Origin of the sequence: Pseudomonas sp. BIGb0381, assembly GCF_024809815.1 — a bacterium.
GTDB lineage: Bacteria > Pseudomonadota > Gammaproteobacteria > Pseudomonadales > Pseudomonadaceae > Aquipseudomonas.
The window spans coordinates 689,251-710,625 of record NZ_JANUEN010000003.1; the positions used below are offsets into that span (position 1 = coordinate 689,251).

At 61.2% G+C, this 21,375-nt stretch carries 24 protein-coding genes and 1 pseudogene; 18 read left to right on the top strand and 7 right to left on the bottom strand.

Translation table 11 applies throughout. The features are described 5' to 3' along the window. Window positions 1-58 precede the first annotated feature (58 nt). From fleN to yegS, 16 genes are all read left to right on the top strand, one after another. The gene (gene fleN, locus M2397_RS13295) at window positions 59-892 is read left to right on the top strand and encodes a flagellar synthesis regulator FleN (RefSeq protein ID WP_003192912.1); all 834 of its coding nucleotides are present in this window, start codon (window positions 59-61) and stop codon (window positions 890-892) included. Then, a complete protein-coding gene (gene fliA / locus M2397_RS13300; protein WP_065924972.1) occupies window positions 889-1,629 on the top strand; it encodes an RNA polymerase sigma factor FliA in 741 nt (246 codons plus the stop codon). The genes fleN and fliA overlap by 4 nt, the downstream gene beginning before the upstream one ends. Before the next feature lie 169 nt (window positions 1,630-1,798). Continuing rightward, the gene (locus tag M2397_RS13305; protein ID WP_160385018.1) at window positions 1,799-2,173 is read left to right on the top strand and encodes a chemotaxis response regulator CheY; all 375 of its coding nucleotides are present in this window, start codon (window positions 1,799-1,801) and stop codon (window positions 2,171-2,173) included. Between the two features lie 18 nt (window positions 2,174-2,191). Continuing rightward, window positions 2,192-2,980 carry a protein phosphatase CheZ gene (locus M2397_RS13310; protein ID WP_090399987.1) on the top strand — a complete coding sequence of 263 codons (789 nt, stop codon included), beginning with the start codon at window positions 2,192-2,194 and terminating at the stop codon, window positions 2,978-2,980. An 11-nt stretch (window positions 2,981-2,991) separates the two neighbouring features. Further along, window positions 2,992-5,214 carry a chemotaxis protein CheA gene (locus M2397_RS13315; protein WP_184743539.1) on the top strand — a complete coding sequence of 741 codons (2,223 nt, stop codon included), beginning with the start codon at window positions 2,992-2,994 and terminating at the stop codon, window positions 5,212-5,214. A gap of 48 nt (window positions 5,215-5,262) precedes the next feature. Next, complete coding sequence (locus M2397_RS13320) at window positions 5,263-6,387, top strand: chemotaxis response regulator protein-glutamate methylesterase (RefSeq protein WP_167656605.1); 1,125 nt, start codon at window positions 5,263-5,265, stop codon at window positions 6,385-6,387. After that, window positions 6,387-7,127 carry a flagellar motor protein gene (locus M2397_RS13325; RefSeq protein WP_027603872.1) on the top strand — a complete coding sequence of 247 codons (741 nt, stop codon included), beginning with the start codon at window positions 6,387-6,389 and terminating at the stop codon, window positions 7,125-7,127. The genes M2397_RS13320 and M2397_RS13325 overlap by 1 nt, the downstream gene beginning before the upstream one ends. A 15-nt stretch (window positions 7,128-7,142) precedes the next feature. Continuing rightward, window positions 7,143-8,030: a flagellar motor protein MotD gene (motD, locus tag M2397_RS13330; protein WP_131698558.1), complete on the top strand. Its 888-nt coding sequence runs from the start codon at window positions 7,143-7,145 to the stop codon at window positions 8,028-8,030. Window positions 8,031-8,081: 51 nt separating this feature from the next. After that, the gene (locus M2397_RS13335) at window positions 8,082-8,870 is read left to right on the top strand and encodes a ParA family protein (protein WP_065924144.1); all 789 of its coding nucleotides are present in this window, start codon (window positions 8,082-8,084) and stop codon (window positions 8,868-8,870) included. 2 nt (window positions 8,871-8,872) lie between these two features. Then, the gene (locus M2397_RS13340; RefSeq protein WP_259243508.1) at window positions 8,873-9,679 is read left to right on the top strand and encodes a CheW domain-containing protein; all 807 of its coding nucleotides are present in this window, start codon (window positions 8,873-8,875) and stop codon (window positions 9,677-9,679) included. An 81-nt stretch (window positions 9,680-9,760) separates the two neighbouring features. Next, window positions 9,761-10,243 carry a chemotaxis protein CheW gene (locus M2397_RS13345; RefSeq protein ID WP_005790025.1) on the top strand — a complete coding sequence of 161 codons (483 nt, stop codon included), beginning with the start codon at window positions 9,761-9,763 and terminating at the stop codon, window positions 10,241-10,243. Then, window positions 10,244-10,636 (top strand): DUF2802 domain-containing protein, encoded by a 393-nt coding sequence (locus tag M2397_RS13350; protein ID WP_131698556.1) that lies wholly within the window; start codon window positions 10,244-10,246, stop codon window positions 10,634-10,636. Between the two features lie 464 nt (window positions 10,637-11,100). Further along, on the top strand, window positions 11,101-11,412 hold the full coding sequence (locus M2397_RS13355; protein WP_184744142.1) for a hypothetical protein: 312 nt from the start codon (window positions 11,101-11,103) through the stop codon (window positions 11,410-11,412). 24 nt (window positions 11,413-11,436) lie between these two features. Then, window positions 11,437-11,763: a hypothetical protein gene (locus tag M2397_RS13360; protein WP_065940546.1), complete on the top strand. Its 327-nt coding sequence runs from the start codon at window positions 11,437-11,439 to the stop codon at window positions 11,761-11,763. A gap of 33 nt (window positions 11,764-11,796) precedes the next feature. Next, window positions 11,797-12,351, top strand: a complete 555-nt coding sequence (locus tag M2397_RS13365) for a hypothetical protein (RefSeq protein ID WP_259243512.1) — start codon at window positions 11,797-11,799, stop codon at window positions 12,349-12,351. A gap of 96 nt (window positions 12,352-12,447) precedes the next feature. After that, on the top strand, window positions 12,448-13,368 hold the full coding sequence (gene yegS / locus M2397_RS13370; protein WP_131698553.1) for a lipid kinase YegS: 921 nt from the start codon (window positions 12,448-12,450) through the stop codon (window positions 13,366-13,368). Here yegS and M2397_RS13375 read toward each other — a convergent pair. The 3 genes from M2397_RS13375 to M2397_RS13385 form a co-directional block, all read right to left on the bottom strand. Beyond that, window positions 13,327-13,986, bottom strand: coding sequence for a response regulator transcription factor (locus tag M2397_RS13375; RefSeq protein ID WP_131698552.1), 660 nt, complete (start codon window positions 13,984-13,986; stop codon window positions 13,327-13,329). The genes yegS and M2397_RS13375 overlap by 42 nt on opposite strands. Then, window positions 13,983-14,876 carry a sensor histidine kinase gene (locus tag M2397_RS13380; RefSeq protein WP_131698734.1) on the bottom strand — a complete coding sequence of 298 codons (894 nt, stop codon included), beginning with the start codon at window positions 14,874-14,876 and terminating at the stop codon, window positions 13,983-13,985. Before M2397_RS13380 ends, M2397_RS13375 begins: the two co-directional genes overlap by 4 nt. Window positions 14,877-15,232: 356 nt before the next feature. After that, window positions 15,233-15,682, bottom strand: a complete 450-nt coding sequence (locus M2397_RS13385; protein ID WP_205885872.1) for a hypothetical protein — start codon at window positions 15,680-15,682, stop codon at window positions 15,233-15,235. A 549-nt stretch (window positions 15,683-16,231) separates the two neighbouring features. On the opposite strand from M2397_RS13385, the gene M2397_RS13390 reads away from it, so the two are divergent. Together M2397_RS13390 and M2397_RS13395 are read left to right on the top strand one after the other, a co-directional pair. Further along, the gene (locus tag M2397_RS13390) at window positions 16,232-17,167 is read left to right on the top strand and encodes a chemotaxis protein CheV (RefSeq protein ID WP_027603884.1); all 936 of its coding nucleotides are present in this window, start codon (window positions 16,232-16,234) and stop codon (window positions 17,165-17,167) included. Window positions 17,168-17,206: 39 nt separating this feature from the next. Then, window positions 17,207-18,013, top strand: coding sequence for an MOSC domain-containing protein (locus tag M2397_RS13395; RefSeq protein WP_145336963.1), 807 nt, complete (start codon window positions 17,207-17,209; stop codon window positions 18,011-18,013). Between the two features lie 63 nt (window positions 18,014-18,076). On the opposite strand, the gene M2397_RS13400 is transcribed toward M2397_RS13395, so the two are convergent. From M2397_RS13400 to M2397_RS13410, 4 genes and pseudogenes are all read right to left on the bottom strand, one after another. Next, a complete protein-coding gene (locus tag M2397_RS13400) occupies window positions 18,077-18,361 on the bottom strand; it encodes a pyrimidine/purine nucleoside phosphorylase (protein WP_131698550.1) in 285 nt (94 codons plus the stop codon). 40 nt (window positions 18,362-18,401) lie between these two features. Further along, window positions 18,402-18,488, bottom strand: a pseudogene (locus tag M2397_RS30305) (outer membrane lipoprotein carrier protein LolA); the annotation flags it as partial. A 65-nt stretch (window positions 18,489-18,553) separates the two neighbouring features. Beyond that, window positions 18,554-19,096, bottom strand: a complete 543-nt coding sequence (locus tag M2397_RS13405) for an exonuclease domain-containing protein (protein WP_053133333.1) — start codon at window positions 19,094-19,096, stop codon at window positions 18,554-18,556. Window positions 19,097-19,170: 74 nt separating this feature from the next. After that, window positions 19,171-21,054, bottom strand: coding sequence for an acetyl/propionyl/methylcrotonyl-CoA carboxylase subunit alpha (locus M2397_RS13410; protein WP_259243517.1), 1,884 nt, complete (start codon window positions 21,052-21,054; stop codon window positions 19,171-19,173). Between the last annotated feature and the right edge of the window lie 321 nt (window positions 21,055-21,375).

Below are 21,375 nucleotides of genomic sequence, written 5' to 3' on the forward strand. Positions count from 1 at the left end.
GATTCACGCGGCCAAGCCATGTAGCCTGCGTCTAAGCAAGACAAGGTAAAGAAATAAAATGGGCAGCATGCATCCCGTACAGGTGATCGCGGTGACCGGCGGCAAAGGTGGCGTCGGAAAAACTAACGTGTCAGTGAATTTGTCCCTGGCCCTGGCAGAGCTTGGCCGTCGCGTCATGCTGCTGGATGCTGACCTGGGGCTGGCGAACGTCGACGTTCTACTGGGACTGACGCCTAAACACACCCTTGCCGATGTGATCGAGGGGCGCTGTGAGCTGCGCGATGTGCTGCTCCAGGGCCCTGGCGGGATCCGCATCGTGCCGGCCGCCTCCGGCACCCAGAGCATGGTGCACCTGAGCCCGGCGCAGCATGCCGGCCTGATCCAGGCCTTCAGTGACATCGGCGACAACCTCGACGTGCTGGTGATCGACACCGCCGCCGGGATCGGCGAGTCCGTGGTCAGCTTCGTGCGCGCGGCGCAGGAAGTCTTGCTGGTGGTCTGCGATGAACCCACCTCGATCACCGACGCCTACGCCCTGATCAAACTGCTTAACCGTGACTACGGCATGAACCGCTTCCGCGTCCTGGCTAACATGGCCCAGAGCCCGCAGGAAGGTCGCAACCTGTTCGCCAAGTTGACCAAGGTCACGGATCGCTTTCTCGATGTCGCCTTACAATACGTCGGTGCAGTTCCCTACGACGAGTGTGTGCGCAAGGCTGTGCAAAAGCAGCGTGCAGTCTACGAAGCGTTCCCTCGTTCCAAATGCGCATTGGCGTTCAAGGCTATTGCCCAGAAGGTCGATACCTGGCCGTTGCCTGCCAACCCTCGGGGGCATCTGGAGTTTTTCGTCGAGCGATTGGTGCATCAGACGAGCGCAGGACCGGTGCTATGACAGCGAACGGCTATAACGCATACAAGAAGTCTGCCCGTGACAGCCAGGGCGAGTTGATCGAGCGCTATGCGCCACTGGTCAAGCGGATTGCCTATCACCTGCTGGCACGCCTGCCCGCCAGCGTCCAGGTCGAAGACCTGATCCAGGCGGGCATGATCGGCCTGCTCGAAGTGTCGACCAAGTACGACGCGAGCAAGGGCGCGAGTTTCGAGACGTATGCGGGGATCCGCATCCGTGGCGCGATGCTCGACGAAGTGCGCAAAGGTGATTGGGCACCGCGTTCGGTGCACCGCAATACACGCATGGTCAGTGACGCAATTCGTGCAATTGAAGCAAAAACCGGTCGCGACGCTAAAGATCACGAAGTTGCGGCCGAACTCCAATTGAGTCTCGACGATTATTACGGGATTTTGAACGATACCTTGGGCAGCCGCCTGTTCAGTTTCGACGACCTGTTGCAGGACGGCGAACACGAAGGGCTGCATGAGGACGGCGCGAGCACGCATATGGAGCCGTCGCGTGACCTGGAAGATGAGCGTTTCCAGGGGGCGTTGGCGGACGCCATTGCCAACTTGCCGGAGCGTGAGCGGTTGGTGTTGGCGCTGTACTACGACGAAGAGCTGAACCTCAAGGAAATCGGTGAGGTCCTGGGGGTCAGCGAATCGCGTGTCAGCCAGTTGCACAGCCAGTGCGCGGCCCGCTTGCGGGGGCGTTTGGGAGAGTGGCGAGCGCGCTGACAGGCAGTGTGGGGAGCACTGCAAAGCGATACCGCGAAGGTGATTGGCCTTCGCGGGTTCGACCCGTGGTGCCCCTGGCAGTCCTTGTTGTGTATGCCTGTTGATTGAAATGGCGCGTCCAGGTGCTGGGCGCGTTTAAGACTGCTTGGAGGTCGAATTGGACAAGAACATGAAAATCCTCATCGTTGATGACTTCTCAACGATGCGGCGGATCATAAAAAACCTGTTGCGTGACCTGGGGTTCACAAACACGGTCGAGGCGGATGATGGCCTTACGGCGATTCCGATCCTCAACAGCGGGAGCATCGACTTTCTGGTAACGGACTGGAACATGCCGGGGATGACCGGTATCGACTTGTTGCGCCACGTGCGTGCCGACGAAAAATTGCGCAGCCTTCCCGTGTTGATGGTGACCGCCGAAGCCAAGCGTGAACAGATCATCGAAGCCGCCCAGGCCGGGGTCAACGGTTACGTGGTTAAACCATTCACTGCACAGGCCTTGAAAGAGAAGATCGAAAAGATCTTCGAACGCATCCACGGCTGATGCCATCGCGGGGGAGCTATGGAGCATAAAGAAACGTCACAGGGCGACTTTGAGTCGACCCTGAAAAAGCATGCTCACCAGTTGGTCGACAGCCTTGAAAAAGGCCATTTCGGCGACGCGGTGCAGTTAATCCATGAGCTTAACCAGACCCGTGACCGCGGCCTGTACCAGGAAGTGGGCAAGCTCACACGCGAGCTGCACAGTGCAATCGTCAATTTCCAGATTGACCCGCACATGCCCCAGGCCGAAGAGATTTCGCAGATCACCGACGCCACCGAACGCCTGTCCTATGTGGTCAGGCTGACTGAGGCGGCGGCCAACCGCACCATGGACCTGGTGGAAAACGCCACGCCCCTGGTCAACGGCATGGCCACGGAAGCCCAGGCGCTCAGCGTTGACTGGGGCCGCTTCATGCGCCGTGAAGTCGGTGCAGAGGAGTTTCGTGAGCTGGCCCGTCGGGTCGAAGGGTTCCTGTCACGCAGCGAGCAGGAAAACCGCACGGTTTCCAGCAACCTCAATGACATTCTGCTGGCCCAGGATTACCAGGACCTGACCGGTCAGGTGATCAAGCGTGTGACCCAGTTGGTCACCGAAGTGGAAAGCAACCTGCTCAAATTGGTACTCATGGCCGGCCAGGTCGACCGTTTTGCCGGCATCGAACATGACCGCGAAGCGATCCTCTCTGAAAAAGATCCACAAAAACATCTCGCCAAGGGTGAAGGTCCGCAGATTCATGCCGATAAACGTGAAGACGTTGTGTCAGGTCAGGATGACGTAGATGACCTGTTATCCAGTTTAGGCTTCTAAGGAGCACCCACATGAGCTTCGGCGCCGATGAAGAGATCCTTCAGGATTTCCTTGTAGAGGCCGGCGAAATTTTAGAGCAACTGTCCGAACAACTGGTCGAGCTGGAAAGCCGCCCGGATGATGCGAACCTGCTCAATGCAATTTTTCGCGGTTTTCATACTGTAAAAGGGGGCGCCGGCTTCCTCCAGCTCCATGAGCTGGTGGAGTGCTGCCACATCGCCGAGAACGTGTTCGACATTCTGCGCAAGGGTGAGCGTCACGTTGATTCGGAGTTGATGGACGTGATTCTCGAAGCACTGGATGCGGTCAACGGCATGTTCAGCGAAGTGCGCGAACGTGCCCCGATCACCGCAGCCACTCCGGAACTGCTGGCCGCCCTGGCGCGCTATGCCGAGCCGGCCGATACCTCGGCAGCGCCGGTGGTCGAAGCCGCGCCGGAACCGGTGGTGGAGCCTGAAGCGGATGTGACGGACAGCGAGTTCGAGCAACTGCTCAATTCCCTCAGTGCCGTCAAGGCTGAGGCCGAAGCCCCAGCCGCCGTTGCCCCGGCCGCCGCGCCGAGCAGCGAAGACATTACCGACGCTGAGTTCGAGTCCCTGCTCGACCAATTGCACGGCAAGGGCCAGTTCGCGGCCGACGCCGTGGCGCCTGCCGGTGCCGAGCCTGCTGCGGATGCGCCCGCTGCACCTGTCAGCACCGATATCACCGACGACGAATTCGAAGCGCTGCTCGACCAGTTGCATGGCAAGGGCACCTTCGCGGCCGACGCCTTGCCTGCCGTCGCCGCTACACCCGCAACACCGGCTGCCGGTGCCAAGCCTGCGGACGATGGGTTGATCTCCGATCACGAATTCGAAGCGTTGCTGGACGATTTGCACGGCAAGGGCAAGTTCACCGAAGTCGCCCCAGCCGCCGCTGCCGCCCCAGCCGCTGCTGCGGCCACGGCGGCACCGGTTGCCGCCAAAGCCGCCGCGCCCGCCGCCAAGCCTGCGCCTGCGCCGGCTGCTGCCCCGGCTCCAGCGCGTGCCGCTGCCGCACCGGTCGCGGAAAAACCGGCCAGTGAAGCCGAAACCACCGTACGGGTCGATACCGCGCGCCTGGACGACATCATGAACATGGTCGGCGAACTGGTACTGGTGCGTAACCGCCTGGTGCGCCTGGGCCTGAGCAGTGGCGATGAAGCCATGCAGAAGGCCGTGTCGAACCTCGACGTGGTCACCGCCGACCTGCAAACCGCGGTGATGAAAACGCGGATGCAACCGATCAAGAAAGTCTTCGGCCGCTTCCCGCGCCTGGTTCGCGACCTCGCGCGCCAACTGAAGAAAGAGATCAACCTGGAACTGGTGGGTGAAGAAACCGACCTCGACAAAAACCTTGTCGAGGCCCTGGCCGACCCGCTGGTCCACTTGGTGCGCAACGCTGTCGACCACGGTGTCGAAACCCCGGAAGAACGCGAAGCCTCGGGCAAGTCCCGTGGCGGCAAGGTGATCCTGGCGGCAGAGCAGGAAGGCGACCACATCCTGCTGTCGATCACCGATGACGGCAAGGGCATGGACCCGACGATTCTGCGCAATATTGCCGTCAAGCGTGGCGTGATGGACAAGGACGCCGCCGACCGCCTGACTGACACCGAGTGCTACAACCTGATCTTCGCCCCTGGCTTCTCGACCAAGACCGAGATTTCCGACGTGTCGGGCCGTGGCGTGGGCATGGACGTGGTGAAGACCAAGATCAGCCAGCTCAACGGCTCGATCAACATCTACTCGACCAAGGGCCAGGGCTCCAAGATCGTCATCAAGGTGCCGTTGACCTTGGCGATCATGCCGACCCTGATGGTGATGCTGGGCAACCAGGCATTCGCCTTCCCGCTGGTCAACGTCAACGAGATCTTCCACCTCGATCTGTCGCGCACCAACGTGGTCGACGGCCAGGAAGTGGTGATCGTACGGGACAAGGCGTTGCCGCTGTTCTACCTCAAGCGCTGGCTGGTTGCTTCGGCTGCCCATGAAGAGCAGCGCGAAGGCCATGTGGTGATTCTCTCCGTGGGCACCCAGCGTATCGGCTTTGTCGTCGATCAACTGGTTGGCCAGGAAGAAGTGGTCATCAAGCCTTTGGGCAAAATGCTGCAGGGAACCCCGGGCATGTCGGGTGCGACCATCACCGGTGACGGTCGGATCGCGCTGATTCTCGATGTTCCGAGCATGCTCAAGCGTTACGCCGCTCGGCGTATTTGATTCTGGTGGGGCACGGCGGTATTGCCCACCCCACCTAACGGAGTGTTTATGGCAGTCAAGGTCCTGGTGGTGGACGATTCGGGTTTCTTCCGCCGCCGCGTCTCGGAAATTCTTTCCGCCGATCCAAGCATCCAGGTGGTCGGCACGGCCACCAACGGCAAAGAGGCGATTGATCAAGCCATTGCGTTGAAGCCGGACGTGATCACCATGGACTACGAGATGCCGATGATGGATGGCATCACGGCAGTTCGGCATATCATGCAACGCTGCCCGACCCCGGTATTGATGTTCTCCTCGCTGACCCACGAAGGCGCCCGAGTGACCCTCGACGCGTTGGATGCGGGTGCGGTGGACTTCCTGCCGAAGAATTTCGAAGACATCTCGCGTAATCCCGAGAAGGTCAAGCAACTGCTGTGCGAGAAAGTCCACAGTATTTCCCGCAGCAACCGCCGCAGCCTGTTCAGCGCGCCAGCCCCTGCGCCGGCACCGGTGGCTGCGCCGACCAGTTCCTCGTTCAGTCGCCCGGCGTCTGCGCCGGTTGCACGGCCTGCCGTGCCGCCGGTGCGCACGTCGGCACCGGCGGCTGCCCAGTCGCCTGCGCCCAAGCGCAAGGCTTATAAACTGGTCGCCATCGGCACCTCCACCGGCGGCCCGGTAGCCTTGCAGCGCGTGTTGACCCAATTGCCGGCCAACTTCCCGGCGCCGATCGTATTGATCCAGCACATGCCCGCTGCGTTCACCAAGGCCTTCGCCGAGCGCCTGGACAAGCTGTGCCGCATCAGCGTCAAGGAAGCCGAGGATGGCGACATCCTGCGTCCTGGCCTGGCGTTGCTGGCCCCAGGCGGCAAGCAGATGATGGTCGATGCCCGTGGCGCGATCAAAATCCTGCCGGGCGACGAACGCCTCAACTACAAGCCGTGCGTGGACATCACCTTCGGTTCGGCGGCCAAGTCCTACGGCGACAAAGTTCTGGCGGTGGTGCTCACCGGCATGGGCGCCGATGGCCGTGAAGGCGCGCGCCTGCTCAAGCAGGGCGGCAGCGCGATCTGGGCCCAGGACGAAGCCAGCTGCGTGATCTATGGCATGCCCATGGCCATCGTCAAGGCTGACCTGGCCGACGCCGTCTACAGCCTGGACGACATCGGCAAGCATCTGGTGGAGGCCTGCCTCTGATGGATGTATTGAGCCTGATCGGCATCATCCTGGCGTTTGTCGCCATTATTGGCGGCAACTACCTCGAAGGCGGTCACCTTGGCGCCCTGGCCAATGGCCCGGCGGCGCTGATCGTGATTGGCGGCACGGTGGGCGCCGCGTTGCTGCAGTCACCGATGAGTTCGTTCAAGCGTGCAATGCAAATCCTCATCTGGATCATTTTTCCGCCGCGTGTCGACTTGGCCGGTGGCATCGATCGTGTGGTCAATTGGAGCCTTACCGCGCGCAAGGAGGGCCTACTGGGCCTTGAGGGCGTGGCCGATGCCGAACCCGACAGCTACTCGCGCAAAGGCCTGCAATTGCTGGTGGACGGCGCCGAGCCGGAAGCGATCCGCAGCATTCTCGAAGTGGATTTCTACACCCAGGAAAGCCGCGACATCAACGCCGCCAAAGTATTTGAAAGCATGGGCGGCTACGCGCCGACCATCGGCATCATCGGTGCGGTGATGGGCCTGATCCATGTGATGGGCAACCTGGCCGATCCGTCGCAACTGGGCAGCGGCATTGCCGTGGCGTTCGTCGCGACGATCTACGGGGTGGCCAGTGCCAACCTGGTGCTGTTGCCGGTGGCCAGCAAGCTCAAGTCGATCGCCATGCGCCAGTCCCGTTACCGCGAGATGCTGCTTGAAGGCATCCTGTCGATTGCCGAGGGCGAGAACCCGCGCTCCATCGAATTGAAGCTCCAGGGCTTCATGGATTGATGGGGAGTATTGCCAATGAGCCGTCGCCGTCGCGAGCCTGAAGAACACGTCAACCATGAACGGTGGCTGGTGTCCTACGCGGACTTCATCACCTTGCTGTTCGCCTTTTTCGTGGTGATGTATTCCATCTCGTCGATCAACGAAGGCAAGTACAAGGTCATTTCCCAGGCGCTGATCGGTGTGTTCAATGACGCCGACCGCTCGCTCAAGCCGATCCCCATCGGCGAAGAGCGGCCCAAGACCGTGACCCCGGCCAAGCCGCTGGTCAACGACAGCGACGAAACCGCTGCCGGCGTGGGCGGCACCAGTGATCCGCTGAAAAGCATCGCCGACGACATCAGTGCCGCGTTTGGCGACCTGATCAGTTCCAACCAGATGACCGTGCGCGGCAATGAGTTGTGGGTTGAGATCGAACTCAATTCCAGCCTGCTGTTCGCCAGTGCCGATGCGTTGCCCAGCGACCAGGCGTTCACCATCATCGACAAGGTCGCGGCGATCCTCAAACCGTTTGAAAACCCGATCCACGTTGAAGGCTTTACCGACAATGTGCCGATCAGTAATGCTCAGTACCCGACCAACTGGGAGCTGTCATCGGCCCGTGCCGCGAGCATCGTACGCATGCTCGCGATGCAGGGCGTGAACCCTGGGCGCCTGGCGTCGGTGGGGTATGGCGAGTTCCAGCCGGTGGCCAATAACGCCACGCTCGAAGGCCGCGCACGCAACCGTCGGGTGGTCTTGGTGGTGTCCCGAAACCTGGAGGTGCGCCGTAGCCTGACCGGTACCGGTACCGCCAATGCAACACCGGATGCGGCCTTGAAGCGCGCTGGCACACAAACTGCACCGGCCCCTGCAAAGCCGCCGGTTCAGCAGAGTGCCGTCAATTCTCCGTCGCCGGCTCAATAACCTTATGCAATGTCTCGGTCGCGCGTGTGCCCACCGGGAGGAACCATCCGAATGAGAGTCTGGGCAGTTGCCAATCAAAAAGGTGGAGTCGGCAAGACCACCACCTCCATCGCTTTAGCCGGCTTGCTGGCCGAGGCGGGCAAGCGTGTGGTCGTGGTCGACCTCGACCCCCACGGCTCGATGACCAGCTATTTCGGCTACGACCCGGATGCGCTGGAGCACAGCAACTACGACCTGTTCCTGCACAAAGGCAACGTACCGGCCGACCTGCCCGGGCAATTGCTGTTGCCCACCAGTAACGAAAGCATTTCCCTGCTGCCGTCCAGTACCGCGCTGGCCACCCTGGAGCGCCAGTCGCCGGGGCAGAGCGGCCTCGGCCTGGTGATTGCCAAGACCCTGGCGCAACTGTGGCAGGACTTCGACTACGCCATCATCGACAGCCCGCCGTTGCTCGGCGTGCTGATGGTCAACGCCTTGGCAGCCAGCCAGCAACTGGTGATCCCGGTGCAGACCGAGCACCTGGCGGTCAAAGGCCTGGAGCGTATGGTCAGCACCCTGGCGATGATCAACCGTTCGCGCAAACAGGCGTTGCCCTACAGCATCGTGCCCACACTGTTCGACCGCCGCACCCAGGCGTCCCTAGGCACCTTGCGCGTACTGCGCGACGCCTACCCGGAGACCATCTGGAATGGCTACATCCCGGTGGACACGCGCCTGCGTGACGCCAGCCGTGCCGGGCTCACGCCGTCGCAGTTCGACGGTAAAAGCCGTGGCGTGCTGGCTTACCGTGCATTGCTCAAGCACCTGCTGTCCCAGCAGCTTGTGGCGCAGGTGGCCTGATGATGAACCGTCCCGTCGAACTCAAAGTCAAGACCCGGCCGCAACTGGCACTGGAATCCTACCTGGATGCCTTGCTGCAGGACGCGACCGCAGAAGAATTGCCGGAACCGATCCTGGTGCTGGAGCCGGCGGTCGAAGTGCCGTCGTCGAGCAGCCTGGATGAGTTCCAGTTGGCTGTATTGGAAGAACAGGCCCGTGATGCACTCGTCGCGCCGGTGAGCGTGCCGGTTGTCGTCCCGGTGGTCACGCCCGTCGCGCCTGTGGTGGTCGAGCCGGTCGTGGAAGTGCACCTGCCGCCGAGCATCACGCCACCGCCGGTGACCGGCGATGATCGCCCGGCCTGGGCTGCCGAGCCGTTTGAATGTTTGCTGTTTGATGTCGCCGGGTTGACCCTGGCGGTGCCGCTGGTGTGCCTGGGCTCGATCTATTCCCTGGAAGGCCAGGAACTGACGCCGTTGTTCGGGCAGCCGGAGTGGTTCCTGGGCATCCTGCCGAGCCAGGCCGGTAACCTTAAGGTGCTGGACACCGCGCGCTGGGTGATGCCCGACCGCTACCGCGATGACTTCCGCCAAGGCTTGCAATACGTGATCTCGGTGCAGGGCTACGAATGGGGGCTGGCGGTGCATCAAGTCAGCCGCTCGCTGCGCCTGGACCCGAATGAAATCAAATGGCGCAGCCACCGGGGCCAGCGGCCTTGGCTGGCAGGTACCGTGATCGAACACATGTGCGCATTGCTGGACGTTGCCGAACTGGCCGAGTTGATCGCCAGCGGTGCCGTTAAAGCGATGCCGGGTAACAAACGCAGTTGATTGGACAATAAGGGCCGCACGCGCGTGCGGCCAAAAGAAGTACACACGCCGCCTACATCGGCATTTGAAGGGGTCAGAGATATGAACAAGTCAGCGTCCGCACAAGGTTTGGATGATCCGATCCTGCAATGGGTTACCTTCAAACTGGACAACGAAACCTACGGTATTAACGTGATGCGCGTGCAGGAAGTGCTGCGCTACACCGAGATCGCTCCGGTTCCCGGTGCGCCAAGCTATGTGCTGGGCATCATCAACCTGCGCGGCAACGTGGTGACGGTGATCGACACCCGCCAGCGTTTTGGCCTGGACACGGTCGAAGTCAGCGACAACACGCGCATCGTCATCATCGAAGCCGACAAGCAAGTGGTCGGGATCATGGTCGACAGCGTCGCGGAAGTGGTCTACCTGCGCCAATCGGAAGTGGAAACCGCGCCGAACGTGGGCAACGAGGAATCGGCCAAGTTCATCCAGGGTGTGTGCAACAAGAACAACGAACTGTTGATTCTGGTTGAGCTGGACAAAATGATGAGCGAAGAAGAATGGTCGGAACTGGAGAGCATCTGATTGTTCCTTGAGGTCGCGGTGATTGTCCTGGCCCTGTTGTGGGCCGGGACCTTGGGTTTTCTGCTGCGCTATATGAGCCAGCAGCGGGAATTGGCGATGCAGCAGGCCGAGCGCGATGCGGTGCGTGATCGACGGGTGCTGGAGCTGGTCAAGCGGGTTGATCACTTCCAGCAGAGTGCGGTGAGGGTCGGGGACGAGGTGCATGAACTGCGCGCCATTCTCGCGCCGTTGCCGGACAAGCTGGCGCAGATCGAGCAGCGTGATCCTTCCAGCCTGTCATTTGCCCAGGCGGCGAAGCTGGTGGGCATGGGCGCGACGGTGGATGAACTGACCCAGTCCTGTGGCTTGACCCAGGCTGAGGCCCAGTTGATGAGTAAATTACACAAAAGCTGATTGCGCCGTGTATACCGCGCAAAACCTCTCTATGCCCTGAGCTAGAGCCTTCAGGCTTGAAAGTCGAGGGTGTCGGCTGCGGCTGATTGTGTCGAATGTGTCACAGTGCCATGTTTCTCCATGGCACTTTTACGTCTTTGTGATGACCAACCTGCGCATGTAGGAAGTTTCATTCACAAGGATGCGAAATGTCTGTTGATCCCCCTCTCGAGCAAAACCCTCTGTTTTGCTGCCGTCTTGCGTCGCCACCTCCGCGCTTACCGCGCAATCAAACGCCGTGCTTCAAGATCGACCGCGTAGTGCTCAGTGGCAATCAGGCCGAAGATGTCCAATGAATCCTGTCGATGATCCGGTGCAAGGACGTTGCGTCCGTGCCAGCGGCATTAACCTGACGTTGGGCCATGGGCAATGCCAGGGACGTGCTGGCGCGTGAACGATCTACGCAAACCCTGAGGAAGAGCACGATGTTCAGGAAGAGCCTGCTGCTGAGTGTTTACGCGGTGTTATTGATTGGCTGCACGGGCAGGGGCTTTCAGCCTCCGCCAGGGGACTATACCCAATGGAAAAAAAGCGGTGTGTCGCAGCAGGGGGTCGACGATGCCATGCGTGCCTGCGGGTATACCAATCTTGATGGGGCGGGAGACACGTCGCCAATTGATGTGGTCCTGACGCGGTTCTACTGCATGAAAGATGCGGGCTTCACGCGCAGGGATAACCTGGACCTGTGCAAGGAAGGCCGTATCGGCGAATCACCTGTGTGCGAAGGTCGCCGCTGATCCAACACTAAAAGGAAGCAAGGCATGAACGATCTACGCAATGGACTGTACGGCGTCGCGCTGGCATTGGCGGTGGCAGGGCTGGGCGGTTGCGCCTCGTCGATGACGGTCACCGGCGAGCCGGGGGTGAAGATGGGCCAGAGTTACGCCCAGGTGCTCGCGGTGGTCAGCCGCAACAACGCTGTGACCAAGCAGGTCGATGGCCAAGGCTTCCGGGCTGAGGGTTACTCGCCGATGTTCAAGGACTGCCGGATCAAATACTTCATCTTCCAGGGCGCTGATGGCTTGCAGCAGGTGAAGTACGAACCGGCGCCAGAGCTGTCGGTCAACCAGAATTGCCGTCAACCGTAAGCGGCCCTTTATTCCTCTGCGAGTTGACTGCTGATGAGCCTTTTACGTGTGGTTCCCTTGGCGCTGCTGGCGCTGCTGGTGCTGCTGACAGGCTGCGGCCAGGTGGCGAATATCCGTTCCCTGTCCACCGGCTACGTTGCACCGCAGACAGGCGAGACCGCCCGTGTGCGGTTGATCACCGATGGTCTGGTGCGCGCTGTGCCGGGGCGTGATTGCCTGGACTGGAACGTGCCGGGCGCTGGGGTGATGGCCTCGACGAAAGCGGGCTTCCCCGATCACAACGGTGAAAGCCTGGGCATGCCTGGTCCGATTTATTCGTGGGCGGCTGCGGTGTCGTCGGAATTGGTGGTGCCGGCGAACAAGCCGATCGCCTTTCATTACCTGGGGCAATTGCAGTATTCCCGGCAATGCTCCGCCAGCATGGCCTTCGTGCCTCGGCCCGGGGTGGATTACATGGTGCAGGCGTCCATGTATGCCAATTGTTCGATCCAGTTGCATGAACTGCCGGCGGGCGCCAAGCAATGGGTCGCTGTGGAGCCTGCGTCCAAGGGCAAGCTGTCGATGTGCAGCGCGATGGATAACTTCTAATCAGTCGCGGGATTAATTTTCAATATTCATGGCTTTTTTTCGGTCGCCCAAGGTCCACATCCTTCAAGCACCTTTGAATCCAGGAGTAAGCCATCCATGACCACACCCAAGGCACTGTTGATCCTCCACGGCAAGCAAGCCCTCAACGAGGACGTGCGCAGCGCCGTGCTGGCCCGGCGCGAGCAGGGTTGGGAGCTGGCGGTGCGGGTGACCTGGGAGGGCGGTGATGCCCAGCGCCTGGTCAAGGAGGCCCTGGAGGGTGGTTACACCCACATCATTGCCGGTGGCGGTGACGGTACCTTGCGCGATGTGGCCGAGGCCATGGCCCAGGCCAAGGGCGACGCCAGCCTGGTGCTGATGCCCCTGGGGACCGCCAATGATTTCGCCAAGGCTGCCGGCGTGTCGTTGGAGCCCGCCCAGGCGCTGGCGTTGCTGGATGTGCCGCCCCGTGCGATCGACCTCGGCCAGGTCGGCGGGCAGATCTTCCTCAATATGGCCACCGGCGGCTTCGGCAGCCAGGTCACCGCCAATACCTCCGAAGACCTGAAGAAAGTCCTCGGTGGTGCCGCCTACCTGTTCACCGGCCTGACGCGCTTCAGCGAGTTGAAGGCCGCCTATGCCGAACTTGACGGGCCGGATTTCCACTGGAAAGGCGAGCTGCTCGCGCTGGGCATCGGTAACGGTCGCCAGGCGGGCGGTGGGCATGTGCTGTGCCCTGGCGCATTGGCCGATGATGGCTTGCTGGACGTCAGCATCCTGCCGGCGCCCCAGGAAGTGGTCGGCACCTTGCGCGAGCTGATGGGCAACGGTTGGGAGCTGGACGCGATGTTCGTGCGGGCACGCCTGCCGTGGGTGAACATCAAGGTCGCACAGGGTTTGTACATAAACCTTGATGGCGAGCCGCTGGAAGGTGACGACCTGCACTTCGAGGCCTTGCCCAAGGCCCTGCGCGTGCATCTGCCGGTGGGTTCGCCCCTAGTCGTCCAGGCTGATGATCTGCTCGCGCACGGCAAATAACACCAGGCCCGCCACGTCGAATATCTGCAGGCGCTTCATGATTTGCGAGCGGTGGGCTTCTACGGTCTTGATGCTCAGGCCCAGGCCGTGGGCGATCTCGCGGGTGGATTTGCCGCGCACGATCAGGCGCAGGATTTCCAATTGGCGGGCCGTGAGGTTATGGCTGTGGCCGGCGGGCGTGGCGGGCCCCTGGCTGCGCACCAGGGCCTGGTTGATCACGGTATGGGCGATCGCGGGGCTCAGGTAGCGCTCGTTATTGCGCAAGGCCAGCAGCGCGTGCTCCAACTCGTTGGCGGTGGTGTCCTTGAGCAGGTAGCCGTGGGCGCCCGCCTCCAGCGCGCACATGATCAGCTCCGGGTCGGTGTGCATCGACAGGATCAGCACCTTGCTCTTGGGGTGCACGCGCTTGAGTTGCTGCAGAGCGTCCAGGCCACTGGTGTGCTTCATCGACAGGTCCAACAGCACGATATCCGGCAGCAAGGCGTTGAACTGCTCCAACAACTGCGCGCCATCGCTGGCTTCGCCGATCACCGTGTAGCCGGGAATATCCTGGACCAGCGCACGTACGCCGGCCCTGATCAGTGCATGGTCATCCACCAGGAGTAATGTACAGCTCACTCGATAACCTTAGGGGCGCTGGCCCGTTCGAGGACGCGGGGCGCCCAGGGGAAAAGCGCTTCGATCCGTGTCCCGTTGCCTGGTTGGCTGCTGACGGATAATGAACCGCCAAGCTGATCAATGCGCTCGGACATGCCGGCCATGCCCCGTTGACCTTCCAGGCCGGGGTTGATGGCGGGCGAAAAGCCTTGGCCGTCATCGCAGATGGTCAGCGACAGGCCCTCGGGCAGGCGTTGCAGGCGCACCAGCAGATTGTGCGCCTGGGCGTGGCGCAGCATATTGGTCACGGCTTCCTGGGTAATACGAAAGGCCGCCACGGCCATTTCTTCAGGAATGCCGGTCAGCCGTTGCTGGCATTCAAGGCTCCAGTGCACGGGGGTGTTTTCCAGGGTCTTGAGCAGGTGCGCGCGCAGGCTGGCTTCCAGGCCCAGGCTGGCGAGCTGCCGGGGATTGAGGATGGCGGACACGTCGCGCACCTTGGCCAGGGTCTCATTCAAGGTGTTGCACAGGACAGTGCACTGGCTTTGCAGCTCATCCGGCAGGCGGCGCTTGAGCCATTCGCTTTGCAGCTTGGCGGCGGTCAGCAGTTGGCCGATATCGTCATGCAGTTCGCGGCTGAGGCGATGACGTTCGTTTTCCTGCACCTGCAACAGGCGATCGGCCAACTCCTGGGGCTGGAACTTGATGGATTTACGCGAGCGCCACTGTTGCAGGCCAACCACCACCAACGTGGCCAGGTTGAGCAGCAGCACCATCAGTGGCAGCGGCGCAGAGCGGCTGTAGGCCCACAGGCTCAGCAGTAGCGAGCCAAGGCACAGGGCGAGGATCAAACGGCGTGCGTGACTGCGGGACGCGGACCTTGCGATGAATGTCTTGAGGCTGGCATGCATAGCGGATGGAGCCAATAAGGTTCGCTGCGAAAAGACCGGTCGCGACTGACCGGGCTCTGTTTGGAATACGTTCTTGAATCGTTTTCAAGCAGGTTGAAGTTGAGTCACTTCAAGCGGGGGCATAGTACCACCACTCTTACCGTTGGTCGCCAGGTGCCTTGCCTGGCGGGCCTATTTAAACGCGCAAAAACTCGGGGAATGATAATCCCAGAGTTGATGAAGTGAGGTTGCATTATTTTAAAGGGTTTGTATCGTTAATGGCTCATTGATATTAGTGTGCGCCATTCTGTTTCAGCGGGTTAGTTGGAATCGTCGTTTTTAGATAACCCTGTGCTTGAATGCGACCTGATAACGCCTCAAGACAAATGATGCATACGTTGTTGCGGCTTGTAACTGAAAACCTTTTGCGGAATTTGTAAGGTGACCGTGTCAATCAACTTGGTCTGTTCTTCTTTATCCATGGTCAGTTGGCCAGTTTTTGCATCGATCAGTTCCAGCTGCCAGGCCAGCAACGTCAAGCAGTCATGCAGGGCCTCCAGGGCTTGATCATGTAACTGCAAAGGGTTTTCGGCGTTGGCGATCACGTCCTGGATATGCCGCGAGAACTCGCTGATCGCTTGAAGGGCCAGGCAATCGGCCTTTTCGGCAAGCTTGATCAGGCTGATTTTCATGCAGTCGATGGCGTCACTGTCGTTGCGGATCAAATGCAGGTGGCTCAGGCATTCTTCCGACTTGGTCAGCAGTTTTTCAGCCTCGCTCAGGAACTCAGGAAGTGCAATCTGCCACTCGTTACCGTCGTTCATCATGCAAGTCTCCACAACATAAGGTCGGGTGATGAGAAGTCGCACCGGGTGAATGGCGTAAAACTACCGCTGAAAGGTAACGGGGATATGTAGGTTGCTTCTGAGTTTTCAGTAGGACGTTTATTTGAATGGCGGCGACGGCTGTGCGTAGCCCCCATGAGTGGGCTCGATTGCACACCTTCAGTTGCCGCGACGTGAACGTCTGGAAGACCCATGGGGCGAGGGCTTGGGATGGCAAACAAAAGCCTGACTCCATTCATTCAATGAGAATGGCGTCACATTAATGGCTATTAGATATTGCGAATATCAGGTTGGGCCTGATTGTGCATAGGGGAATCCCTTACATGGCGGAACCTTGCGTCGATTTGAGTGTCGCGCAACGTTGCTGTACCGCCTATGAACAGGCCTCGGCAGTAAAGCATGATGTCAGTGTGACATCAATGAATTTACGTGGCATTTTACCGGGGTCAAGGTCCGACGCTTGCGGCCGATAACAAGCTAACTGCACAAACACTTCGCGCATTACTTTCCAGCGCACACCAGGAGCTCTTAATGGCCGGCATTCTCGACACGGTAGACCAACGCACGCAACTGGTGGGTGAGAATCGCCTGGAGATCCTCATGTTTCGCCTGGCCGGGCGCCAACTGTTCGCCATCAACGTGTTCAAGGTGCAGGAAGTCTTGCAGTTGCCCAAGCTGACCCTGATGCCCCAGCGTCACCCCTTCGTGTGCGGCGTGGTCAACCTGCGGGGCCAGACCCTGCCGGTGATCGACCTGTCCCAGGCCATCGGCATGCGCCCGCTGGTACCCGGGCCGAACAGCACCATCATCGTCACCGAATACAATCGCTCGGTGCAGGCGTTCCTGGTAGGCGGCGTGGACCGCATCGTCAACATGAACTGGGAAGCCATCCTGCCGCCGCCGACCAGCGCCGGGCGCCAGCATTACCTCACCGCCATCAGCAAGGTCGACGACCAGTTGGTGGAGATCATTGACGTGGAAAAAGTCCTCGCCGAGATCGTGCCGTACAACGCCAAGGTCTCCCGCGAAAAACTCGACGACCCGGTGCTGGAACGCGCCCGTGGCCGCGAAGTGCTGCTGGTGGACGACTCCAACGTGGCCCTGTCGCAATTGCGCGACACCCTCGGCCAACTGGGCGTGAAGATGCACATCGCCAGCGACGGCCTCAAGGCGCTGAACATGCTCAAGGCCTGGGCTGACGCCGGCCATGTCATGACCGACAAGCTGCTGATGATCTTCACCGACGCCGAAATGCCCGAAATGGACGGCTACCGCCTCACCACCGAAATCCGCAATGACCCGCGCCTGCGCAAGCTCTACGTGGTGCTGCATACCTCGCTGTCGGGCAGCTTCAACGACTCGATGGTGAAGAAGGTCGGGTGCGACAACTTCCTGTCCAAGTTCCAGCCGGACAAGCTGGTGGATGTGGTACGCCAGCGCCTGATGCTGGACGAAGCGTCCGCTTGACCTTAGGGTGACGGCTTTGCCCCTCAGGAATGCAGGCCCATGCTCCGTCTCAGCGCGTTGTACCGTTATCCCTTGAAGTCCGGCAGGGCCGAAATCCTGCAACAGATCGGCCTGGATAAACTCGGGTTGGACGGGGATCGACGCTGGATGCTGGTGGACGAGGCCAGTGGGCGTTTTCTCACCCAGCGCGCGGTGGCGAAGATGAGCCAACTGTCGGCGCTGTGGAACAGCAGCGGTGGCCTGACCCTCAGTTCGCCTGGCTACGCGCCGCTGGACGTAGCGCTGCCCGGCAACGAGGCCGAGTTGCGCGGCGTGACCATCTGGCGTGACACCTTGCGTGTGCCGGACGCCGGCGACGAAGCTGCCGCCTGGGTCAGCGACTTTATCGGCAAGCCCACGCGGCTGGTGCAGATCCCCCTGGAACGTGCCCGCACCACCCAAGCGGGTTACGGCCGCGATGATGACCAGGTAGCGTTTGCCGACGGTTATCCGTTGCTGGTGATCGGGCAAGCGTCCCTCGACGACCTCTCGCAGAAAGTCGGCCGTCCCATGGACATGCTGCGCTTTCGCCCCAATCTTGTGATCGAGGGCAGCGAAGCCTTCGCCGAAGACGGCTGGAAACGCTTGCGCATCGGTGATGTGGAGTTTCGCGCAGTCAAACCCTGCTCACGCTGCATTCTCACGACCATCGATCCGCACACCGGCGAGCGCAGCGCCGACCGTGAGCCTTTTGTGACGCTGGAGGCCTACCGCAAGACGGAGGACGGCGCGATTTTTGGCCAGAACCTGGTCAACGATGGCGTGGGCCGCCTGGAAGTGGGCATGCCGGTGATCATCCTCGAATAAGTCATGCGCCCATAAAAAATGCCCGTCTCGCAGGATACGGGCATTTTTTTTGCGGCGCAGCGGTCAGCCGCGGTATTCGCACAGGTAAGCGGTGTCCACCGCGACCTTCAGCTGGAACTTGCTGTTGGCCGGTACGTTGAACTGGCTGCCGGCGGCGAAGGTTTCCCAGGTGTTGGCGTCGGGCAGCTTGACGGTCAGGGCGCCGGACACCACGTGCATGATTTCACGCTGGGCGGTGCCGAATTCGTATTCACCCGGGGCCATTACGCCGATGGTCGCCGGACCTTCTGCGGTGCCGAAAGCGATCGACTTGACGGTGCCGTCGAAGTACTCGTTGACTTTGAACATGGGCGAATCCTCGGAAAAAGTTGCTGCTTTACGCTCACTCTGTAGGAGCGAGCTTGCTCGCGAAAAACCTGAGAGCGCCGCTGGGTGCCCGGTTTACAGCGTTATCGTCAACGACCTGCGCAAGCAAGCTCGCTTCTACAGTTGAGCAGCAAGGAAAAGGGCAGCCAGTATGCCCAAGGCTTCGGGCGCTGCCTAGACCGGCAAAATCAGCGGCAGCAGGCGCGCGGTGTTGCGGGCATCTTCCAGCGCTCGATGTTGCTGGCCCTGGAACTGCATCCCCGCCAACTGCAGGGCGCCATTGAGCCCCAGGGGCTTGTCCAGGCGCCGTGCCTTGGCGAAGCGTTGCTTGAGGTTGACATGGGGCGTGGGGGCCATGGCGCTGGTCAGGCCATGGCGTTGCCATTCGAGCTCCAACTGCACGCGGTCGTAGTCACCCCAACTGGCCCAGCCTTCCAGGCGCGCCTGATGCTGGCCCAGCCAGCGCTCAAACAGCGGCCACACCTCGGTGAAGGGCGCGGCGGTGTCGATATTTGCCTGGGTGATATGGGTCAGTTTGCGACAAAAGGGCGTCAGCAATGGACGGCGCAGCGGCCGCACAAAGCGCTGGAAGTGATCCAGTTCGCGGCCCTGGCGGTTCACCAGGCTCGCGCCGATCTCGATGACTTCCATCTCCGTCACGGGCCAGCCGCCTTCATCCGTTGTGGCTTCAAGGTCAATAATCAGCCAATGAGGCATCGCGCAGGTTCCCGTACTCGTCCTTTCCTGTTGGGGATAGAGCGTAGCCCGGCCTTGTAGTTCCGACTAGGTGGTTATTCGATCTCCAGCAGAACCTGGCGATTGCGTACCTGATCGCCTGCTGTGACCTGTACGGCCTTGACCACACCGTCCATATCGGCCTTGAGTGGATGCTCCATTTTCATGGCTTCGAGCACCAACAACAGTTGGCCTTTGCTCACGTGTTCACCGGCGCTGACGCGTACGTCGACGATGGCACCGTCCATCGGTGCCTTGACCGTGCCGCTGCCGGCGTCGGCCGGGGGGGCGACAACTTGCTGAGTGCGGTTGGTCACGGTCAGGCCGGGTAGCCACAACCGGGTGCCCTCAAGGTGATAGGCGATGCGGCGGCGAATGCCGTTGAGCAGCAGAGTGGCATGACGCCCATCGGTACTGAGTGGCAGAGGGGGAGCGGTGAGGGTGTGGATTTCGCCGTCGACCTCCAGGCGAAAGGTACAGGGCACACTGGCGTTGTTGCGCCATCCCGCCAGGCCGTGGGGATGCTGGTCGGCGCTGTGTTGGTAAAACAGCGCGGCGGCCAGGGCGAGTTGATCGCTCGTCGCGGGCTGGCGCGGTATTTCGCTGAAGTGTTCGGCGATAAACCCGGTACTGAAATCGCCGCCGATAAAGTCTGGATGCTTGAGCAAATCAGCCAGCAACCGTTGGTTGGTCGCCACCCCCAGCAGCAAGGTGTCTTCCACCGCCCGCAGTAGTTTGCGCCGGGCCTCTTCGCGGGTGGCGCCATGGGCGATGAGCTTGCCGAGCATCGGGTCATAGAACGGGCCGATTTTTTCACCTTCGCGTAGCCCATGGTCAACCCGTACGCCCACGGCCGGCCCCCAGCGCAGCACCTCACCGGTTTGCGGCAGAAAGCCCAGGGCCGGGTCTTCGGCGTAGAGGCGCACTTCCATGGCGTGGCCGTTCAGGCTCACCTGCGCTTGCGTGAGCGGCAGCGGCTGGCCGGCGGCGATCTGCAGTTGCCAGGCCACCAGGTCGAGGCCGGTGATCAGCTCGGTCACCGGGTGCTCCACCTGCAGGCGGGTGTTCATTTCCAGGAAGTAGAACCGGCCGTTGCGGTCGAGCAGGAACTCCACGGTGCCGGCGCCGACGTAATTCACCGCGCGTGCGGCCTTGAGCGCGGCTTTGCCCATGGCCTGACGCAGTTCGGGCGTCATCACCGGGCAGGGCGCTTCCTCGATGACTTTTTGATGGCGGCGCTGGATCGAACAGTCGCGTTCGCCGAGGTAAATCAGGTTGCCGTGGCTGTCGCCGAACAGCTGAATCTCGACGTGGCGCGGCTCGATCAGTGCCTGTTCGAGGATCAGTTCGTCGCTGCCAAATGCGTTCTTCGCTTCCGAGCGCGCGCTGTGCAGGTTGTCCAGCAGCGCCTCTGGCCGGTGGACCAGGCGCATGCCACGGCCACCGCCGCCGGCGCTGGCCTTGATCATCAACGGGTAGCCGATGCGCTCGGCTTCGCGCTGCAGGCAGGTGTCGTCCTGGGCGCTGCCCTGGTAGCCGGTGATGCAAGACACGCCGGCCTCCAGCATGGCGAGTTTGGACAGGCGCTTGCTGCCCATCAGTTCGATGGCCTCGGCGCTGGGGCCGATGAAGGTCAGGCCGGCATGTTGGCAGGCGCGGGCGAAACCGGAGTTTTCCGAGAGGAAGCCGTAGCCGGGGTGGATGGCGTCGGCGCCGGTTTTTTCCGCGGCCTCGAGGATGGCCGGGATGTTGAGGTAGGACTGTTGTACCGGCGCAGGGCCGATGCGCACGGCTTCGTCGGCCATCTGTACGTGCAGGGCCTGGGCGTCGGCATCGCTGTAGACGGCGACGGTGCGGTAGCCCAATGCCTGGGCCGTGCGCTGGATGCGGCAGGCGATTTCGCCGCGGTTGGCGATCAGGATTTTTGTGAACTGCGGCATTTTTTGCTCCGTGTGTATATCCGTTATTTAGGTAACGGCCACTTAGGGTTCCGCTCTTACAGCGGGTCACTTTTGGAAGGACCCAAAAGTAACCAAAAGGTCCTCGCCCCAACACTCGGCACCTCGCCTAGGCTCGGTGTGCCCTCACTCCGGCTTTGGAGCGTGGGCCGCCGCAATGGGCCATCCCTGGCCCAGTGCGGCTAACCCGGCGTCCTGCCGGGTTACCCACGCTCCAAAGCCTGCGTTCGGCCAGCGTGTTTGACGGGGCGATCCCAGATCAAAAACAAGACGAGGCGGCCTTAAAGCCGACCTGATCTTTGA